The following is an 8,600-nucleotide window of genomic DNA, read 5'->3' as shown; positions in this document are numbered from 1 at the left end:
GCACCGCCACTTCCACGGTGTGCAGGCCCTTGGCAAAAATTTCTTCCGCGACAAACTTGCCGTCGCTGCCCACCGGAATTTCGCGGCCCGCCAGCCACACACTGTGATTCGGCGGGATCTGCTCGCCGTTGACCAGCACCGCATTGCCGCTCACCGGAATATTCTGTTCCGCCAGGCGGTTTTCACCGTAGCCCACCAGCAGTTCATTTTCGGTGGTGGCTTGCTGTAGCTGCGGCTCGAAGTTATCCACAATCCACAATGTCTGCGGGCGGGTTTCGTCGAAGCGCTGTTTCCAGTCGTACACCCGCAACACATATTGCAGTTTTTTCAGCGGTGCCTGGAAGGAATCAAAATCCGCGTCCCAGCTGCCCTCACCGTTCTGGTCGAGGGTGACAACCGCCAGCGGCGCATCGCGCAGGGACTGCTCTTCCTCGAAAATCCGCACTTCCGCGCGGGTGATGTAGGACGGGTAGTTGGTGTAGCGCTTGAACTGCACCCGGCTTTCCGCCAGCTCCGTGTCCGGATTGTCGGTGTAGCGGAGGGTACTCGGGAATGCAGTGACGTTCAGGCGCGGCTGCATGGCCTGGTTGTCGAAACGGAACTGGATATTGGCCTGTTCCAGGGCGACGTCGGTGCAGCGTTGCAGGTCCGCGGAATTTTTATAGGGATCGTATTCCGGTGCACCGTCCACGGTGATGCGCATCAGGTTCAGGGCGTAGGGGTTGTGCGCCTCGGCCTCGCGCTGCAGGCGTTCGATCTCCAGGCGGTCGCTTTCCGCGAGTACCGCGAGTTCGTCGTACAACACCTGTACTTCCACCCGGGCGCCGTCCATGTGGATAAACCCGGTCTGCACCACATCCGGGGATTCCACATAGCCGCGGCCTTCAAACGCCACTTCTTCATCGGTGAGGCCGAGCTTCTGTTGTACCAGCTCCATGGTTTTCCTGGCGCGCGCGCGGGAAAGGCCCACGTCGTCGCCGTAGACCATGGCTTCGCGGCGCTCCATGCGCTCGTTATCGCTGTAGCCGACAAAGCTCAGGCGCACGCCTTTCTTGCCGGCCACCTCGTCCATCACCCGCTGCATCTGTGCCAGCTGCGCGGCGCTGACTTCGGGCTCACCGCCGCGGATAAAGATCGGCGGAATCGCACCGGTGGGGGATTCGTGGGTAATGGTGATGGTTTCCGCGGCGGCGGACTCCGGGCACGCCTGCACGCCATCGGCGGCGGTTTCCAGCAGGTCGTCGTACCAGAATTCCACTTCCACCCGGCGGTTCAGGGCGCGGCCCTTGGCGGTGTCATTGGCGGCGATGGGCTGGCTGGCTCCCTTGCCACTGCTGGTCACCATATAGCCCGGCAGGTTCAGCTGGTCTGCGACCGCCAGCGCCACCCGCCGCGCTTCCGCGCGCGACAGCGCCATCTGGTCGTCATACAGTTCCGCCGGGCCTTCCGGCAACGGCTTGCCGTCGGTGTGGCCGACGAAGTGAATGGTCAGGTTGGGCTTGTCCAGCAGGGTGTTGCGCACCTCGCTGATACGGCGCACGAATGCCTGTGGCAGGTCCACCTGTCCCGGCTGCAGGCGCAGCGGGGTAACCAGGTTTTTCAGGCGCGCGCGCTGGTCGGTGCCCGCGGTGTAGCGCAGCTTACACACGGTTTCCTGACGGCAGACCTTGACCCGGTTTAGCTGCATCGCCTGGGCGCGGCGCTGGGCGGCGCGGGCCTGTTCGTCCAGCTCGAAATAGCGCAGCTGCACGTCGACGCGACGGTTCAGTTCGCGCCCCTGCCGGGTAATATTTTCCGTCAGTGGTTCGCTGTCGCCGCGGCCCTCGAAAACGACGGCGTCTTCGGACAGCTCCAGAGCGGTCTGGAAATATTCCGCCACCTGCCTGGCGCGGGCCGCGGTAAACGCGGTTTTATCCGCGTACCCGGACAGCTGCTCTTCGGACAGGGGATCGCTATCGGTATGTGCGGTGAAAATCAGCTGCAGTTCGTGGGCGTTTTCCAGTGCCGCCAGTTTTTCCCGAAGCTCTTCCACCAGTGCCGGATCGATCTCGTCGTCCACTTCCCGGTATACCAGCGGCGGCAGCACATTGCTCTCCACCACCGGCTCTTCCGGATCGATAAAGGATTCCGCATCCTGCACCCACAGCTGACCCACGGCGGGAATCAGGGTGGATTCGGTGTTGTTGCCCAGGGGCTTTTCACTGTAGTCCGCAACGCTCTCTATTTCAGGCGACAGCCCCGGAATTTTCTGCCACCAGGAAGTGTCTCCCGCGCCGGCCTGCGGATTTTCCGTTTCGGTTTCCTGCGCCACTACCGGCGTGCTGGCCAATACCGCCAGCAGCACAATGCGCGAATATTTAGAAGGACGGAACATCACTGGAATCCTCCCTGATCGTCACTGCCAAGCGCACGATCAACACTGCGTTTAAGGCCGTCGAGCAGTCCACCGCGGCTGGGCGGGGCTCCTCTGCGCCAGAATATTTCGGTTTCGATACTGAGCTTGTAACAGCAATCCAGTGCCGCCCAGTCGTTGGCGACCTGCGCCTTGATCGCCTGCAGGCGCGCGTCTACCAGTGACGGATCTTCGTTTTCCGCAAGGTAGGACAGGCGCAGTACGGACGGCGCTTCCTGGAGTTTCTCCAGCAGCAGCTCGGTGCGTGAATGCCACTGTGGCCGCAGCTCGGTGGTACCCGGCTCGAACACCGCCTCGGCCAGGTCGAGGCGCACAACCCGATGCAGGCTGGTGCCGAAGTTGAACTCCAGCATCTTGCCTCGGGTGGCGCGCTGCACCCGCGGGTTTTCCGTGGTCAGGCGGAAGCCGCTGGGCAGGCTGCGGTCGTCCAGTTTCAACACGAAGTTGGAACCGCGATCCGGATTGGGCACCGCCGCACAGGTAATGTGGAAACGCCCGTGAGCATCGGTGGTGGCCTTGAGACCGGTGGCCGTGACCACCCGCGCCCCGGGCACACCGCCCTCGCCCTGATCCTGGTAACCGTTCAGATTCTTGTCGTCGTACACCTTGCCGATCACGTCGGTACAGTCGAAGGTCGGGTCCGGCACCACGCGCACCGTCGCCGAGGCCTCGCCAGACAGGTCCTGGCCGGACAGCCCGTTGAAAACCCGCGCGCGGTTGACGTACTCGCCCTCACCGACACCGGAGCCCGCTACCAGCAACAGTTTCACCGCGCGGGTCTGCTCTGGCTCGACGCGCAGGCCGGACCAGCTGAGCTCGAGTCCATTCATTTCAGGTTCCAGTACCTGGCCATCCATGCGCGCGGAACCGGCAATGTATTTGAAGCCCGCGGGGAAGAAGTCCACCAGGCGCAGATCCGTCAGCGGTACGCCCATGGTGTTGCTGAAGGTGATGGTATAGGGCACCAACTGGCTGCGGGTCACATTCAACAGCGCGGCCTTCTTGGTAATGGTCAGGGCGCCGTCCAGTACCGGATCAACCGCAATGTGGTTGTTGAACAGCTGGCTTTCACCGGGAATCCGGTTGTCATCCAGGGTCAGACGCAGGTAGTAGTCGGTTTCCGGACTGTTGGCATCGATATCCAGCGGCGGCAGGAATGCCGACGCCTGGGCCTCACAGTGTTCCGGCGTCGCCGCAACCGCATCGCCACCGCTGCCGAGACAGGCAGCGACATCGAACCCGGCCGTGTCCACATTGGTTTGCGGCGGAATAATCGCGGATTCCCCAACCACATAACTGTCACCGGGCAACTCCACCCGGATCAGGTAATCCGCATTGGCCGGACAGCCCGCGCCACTGAAATTGAGATCGAACTTGTAGAAGCCGCCGGGCAGTGTGATTTGCCCCTGCTGTGCCGGATCCTCAAAACAGGACTCGGGTACTTCCACTCCGCTCTGCGCCAGCAGCATGGACACCATGGCCCCGGATACCGGCGCGCGCCGCACCGAGTCAAAGATGACACCGTTGGGTGTGATCGGCAGATTGAGGTTCTGCGGGTTTACACCGGAAGCGACAAAAATCTCGCTGATCCGCTGTGGCCCATTGGTGTAATCCGAGCTGGCGTTGCCCAGGGAAGCGGTACTGGCGCCGGCGTTCGGTGCCAGGAAGCGCAGTTCGTAACCGGTGCCACCAGCGGTGGCGTTGGGCATCAGGCCATCGAACTGGAAGAACCCGTTTTCGTCACTCTGCACGGTTTCCTGCAGATCACCGTTCAGGTACAGGGCAATGCTCCAGTTGGCCAGCAGCGGCTCATCGGCATCCTGCGCCTCACTGAAATTGATGTCGTGCCACAGGTAACCCGCCAGGTTGGCGATACCCGGGGTGCCGCCCACATCAATCGCGGCACTGGCCTCCTTGTTCTGCGCCGGATCATTCCACTCCACCCGTGCGGTATTCACCACGCGGAAACCGATTTCCAGATCCATGCCCAGCTTCGCCTGGAAGCGCAGAGTCGCGGATTCGCCCGGGGGCAGGTCACCGTAGGTCGCGGCGTAATCCGCAGTGATCAGCGATCCGTTGACACTGACTCCCGCGGTCTGGCCATTCAGCATTGCGGAGTCGGCGACGTAGGTGAGTACCCCCTCACCGGCCAGCAGCAGATCGTCAGTGATCACCACATTGCTCGCCGCAACGGAGCTGATATTGGTAATGCGCACCAGGTATTCGAGGGTGGAACCCGCCTCGGCCGCGCCCTCGACCACCGCCACTTCCTTGACGATGGCAAGCTGCTGCGCGTCGCCCACCACAATCTCCGTGGGCTGCGCACCATTGCCCGGATTGCCGTCGGCGTCGGTCAGGGTCTGCGCCACCTCAAGGGTGGCAACACTGCCCTGGTTGCTGATCACCGTGCCCGCGGGGGTATCCGCATTGACCGTGACATCGAACTCGATGGTGGCGGTCTGGCCCGCGGTGATGACGCCCTCGACGGCACCGGGCAACGGTGGGGTCAGGTCACCGGAAGAGATCGGCAGGCCGGTTGCGATCTGTGCTTCACCACCGCCGTTATCGCCCACCGCAATACCGTTGAGCGTGGTGCTTGCGGGCACGTAGGTGGTATTGGTGGGAATCAGGTCCACCAGCTCGGCTTCGGTAGCATCCAGGCCACCGATATTGCGCACGACAATCGTGTAACGCAGGGTATCGCCCGGATCAACGAGTCCGATGGAGAGGCTGTCCTGCTGGATTGCCACGGTTTTCTGTACCAGCAGCGAGGCCACATCACCGACGATATCGATCGTCGGATCGTCCGGGGTTTCAGTGGCGGGATCGTCCGAGGGGGTTTCGGCAACCGGACCGCTGCCCGCACCATCTGCCACCACAAAGCCCTGGTTGGCGATTACCGTACCTTCATTGACGTCGTTGATGGTCACATCGAAAGTCACCACCGCCACATCGCCGCTCAGGGCATTGATTTCACCGGGTGCCAGCCCGGCAGTGTTGATGGCCATACCCGCGACAAGGGGCGAAGTGTTGTTTACATCCGCCACGCTGCCGCCATTGAGGGTGGTGGAGTTGGCAACGTAGGTGGTATTGGCCGGGATCTGGTCGCGCAGCTGCGTCTGCACACTGTCTTCGCCACCGATATTTTCGACCGTGAGGGTGTAACGCAGGGTATCGCCCGGCTGCAGTAAAGCGGCATCCCCGGTGAGGTCTGCGGAAGTTTTCTCTACCTTGAACAGCGGTGTCGAGCTGATCAGGGTTTCGGTGGGATCTTCGGTACCCCCAACCTGCGGATCGTCACTGAGGCCGAATACCACATCGCTCAGCGTCAGTTGCGCCTGGTTGAGCACAACGGTGCCGCTGGTGATCACCTGCGTGAGGGTCGCCTCGAAGACAATCGTCAGGGTGTCACCGGTCTCGCCGGCGGCGGCAATGGAAAGATTGCTCACCTGCAACAGGCCGGTGGCGTGCGTGCCGCCATCACCCACCACGCTGGCAGTGGCGCCAGCAGGTGCGGTGACATCACCCAGGGTCGCCGCCTCGAACATCGGCAGGCTGTTCAGGCGATCCAGTTCATCCCGCATACCAAAATCATTCAGCGGCACGTCACTGGTGTTCTGAATTTCGACGGTGTAGCGCAGGCGGTCACCGGGGCTTGCGGTCGCGCCGGACTCGCCAGTGGTGACATTGAAGACGGTTTTGCGGGTTTCCAGAATCGCGGCTTCCACGAGAAATTCGTGGGTGTCCTGGTGATCGATCACACCGGGCGTACCGTCGGTCAGCGTGCGCTGGTAGGCGAAACGTTCCGCGGCGCTGGACGCGGCACTGTACCACTGGGTGGCGCCAGCGATATTGGTCAAGGTGCTCCCGTGGATATTGTCCTCGTCCAGCGACACCGCATAAGTGAGCAGCAGCCGGTCGCCCGCTTCCAGCGCATCATCACTCTGCAGTGTGGCGGTGAACTCACAGGTCGGCTCACCGGCCGTGAAACTCACCGCGAAATCCGCCGCACTGAGACCGATAACCGTGCTGCCGTCCGCCTTGCGGATCTCCGCGGACTGGATCTGCGGCTGGATATCACATAGGCCGCCGGGAACCGGGTTTGGCAACCAGTCGCTCAGGGTGACATTCCACGCACTGCTGTCGCCGCTGTTGAGAACATCAAGGGTAAAGTTGGCCGGAGTGCCCACACGCATGGTTGCCGGGCCGGTTTTCTCCACCACCAGTTCCGGGTGCACGATGGTCACGGCTTCTGCATCGGCGCCAGTAGTGGCGTCGTCGCCCAGGCGCGCCACACCGTTGCTGTAGTCGTACCAGGCGTGGTTAACAAACGGCTCGGTGCGGTTGAAGTTGTTGTCCGTATTCAGCACTTCTACGGTAACCAGTACTTCCACCTGGGTGCCCGCAGGAATATCGATACCACCGCTGCTGTTTTCCAGCACCAGGTCAGTCGCCGTACCGGTGTTGGTAAGCGGGGTGCCGTCGAGCGTGGCGGAAACGAAACCCAGGTCGACACCGGTTGCCACCAGGTTATCGTGGATACGCACATCCTGCAGCGCAACATCCGCGGGAACTTCCGGCACGGTAATGGTGTAAACAAGCTGGTCGCCAATGGCCACCGCGGTCTGGGCCGGCACCTTGGCGAGCGCGCCGGGACCGGCAGCGGTCAGGGTGGCGATGGCCGGCGTGCCTGGGCCGTATTGCTGGCGATCACTCACCACAGCCCCTGCCGGTACCGCTTCATCGTCGAAGGAGTAGTAGCGGTAAGCCTCGGCACTGTTATCCAGGGTCAGGCCCGCGGCGAGATCCGGGTCTGCGCTCACCGTATACACTAGTGTCAGCGTGTCGCCCGGCGGGATGGTATAGGTATCGGCACCGCCGCTGTTGAAATCCCACAGTGCAATACCGCTGGCAGCGTCATAGGTGGGGGTAACGGTAGCGAGACTGCTCGCACCGAGGGCCACGGAAACGGTAGTGGGCCCGCCGTTGTTGCGCATGCCCGGCGGCAGCGTATCGCGCACCACCAGGTCATAGGCCGGCGCGGCGCCGGTGTTGGTAACTGCCACCGTATAAGTCACCGGTTCACCGGCGACAATGACACTGTCACCGTCGGCAGTGGCAACGGATTTGGCAATCGCCAGGTCGGGCTGCACCAGATTCGGTGTTGCTTCGGCGGTTTTGCCCGGTGCCGGCAGGCCAACCACGGTGTAGTCGAGCGTGGCGGTGTTGAGCAGTTGCTGGGTCACCGGCAGCTGGTTGAACACATCCTTCTGCACCCGCGCGCGGTAGACGATCTGCACTTCATCGCTGCTGCTGCCCGTGGGGTTGGTGAGTGTCGGCCAGCTCCAGGTCAGTGTCTGCGCGCTGTTGATGCCGTCGCCGGTTACGACAGGATCGGCGGGTACGGAAACACCAAATTCGCTGGCGCTGACCACGCGCTCGAACACCATCCCGAGCGGCAGGCTGTCCACCAGTTCGAGGTCGCTGTGGGTGCCCTTCTGCAGGCCAACCGTCAGGACAAAATCCACCCGGTCCCCTACCCGCAGGTTCTGGTCCGCAGTACCGAAAGTGTCGGTAACCCACGCCTTGGCCAGGGTAGTGTTGTCCAGCGCACCCACGTTGGTGGTATCGGAAGCAATGTAGTCGTTCAGGCCACCACTGCCATCGCGCTCGTTGCTGTCGTCACCGCTGAGGCTGGTCCAGGTGGCCGTGGCAACGTTGACCAGGGGTTGTCCCGGGCCCACTTCATCCTGCACCTGCACCTGATAAACCACGTCTGCCTGGTCGCCTTTGGCCAGGTCCCAGGCCGGCCAGCTCAACACCTGCGGCGAGCCGGTGATGGTCGGCTCACTGGGAACGCCATTCACCTCGGCGGTGCCGGGCACATATTCCAGTCCCGCGCTCAGGGTGTCCACCAGCTGCAGGTCATAGGCAGTGGAGTAATTCACTCCGTCCTGCGCAGCGAGAACGACGGTATAGGTCAGCAGGTCACCCACCCCCGCGGCGGTATCCGGCGTTACGGATTTGTCCACGCTGACCAGCGGCTCGACGATCAGCAGGTCTTGCGAGGGCGCGCTTGTCTGTTCACTGCCACCGTCGAAATTGACCGTGGCACTGTTATTGAAGGTGTCTCCCGCGTTGGTATCCACGGTATTGGCGACATGGGTGGTCAGTGTTACCCGCACTT

At 62.5% G+C, this 8,600-nt stretch carries 2 protein-coding genes; both read right to left on the bottom strand.

What is annotated here, in order from left to right; all coding sequences use genetic code 11:
• The coding region (locus tag QZ511_RS15585) for an OmpA family protein (protein WP_295803753.1) at positions 1-2,374 on the bottom strand (2,374 nt) is incomplete at its 3' end.
• Entirely contained in the window at positions 2,374-8,562 is a 6,189-nt protein-coding gene (locus QZ511_RS15580) for a hypothetical protein (RefSeq protein WP_295803751.1), read from the bottom strand. The genes QZ511_RS15580 and QZ511_RS15585, both read right to left, overlap by 1 nt.
• Positions 8,563-8,600: the final 38 nt, after the last annotated feature.

Source organism: uncultured Microbulbifer sp. (assembly GCF_913055755.1).
In the GTDB taxonomy this organism is placed as follows: domain Bacteria; phylum Pseudomonadota; class Gammaproteobacteria; order Pseudomonadales; family Cellvibrionaceae; genus Microbulbifer.
The sequence above is the reverse complement of the archived record's forward strand: the minus strand, read 5'-3'. Positions and strand labels throughout refer to the sequence as shown.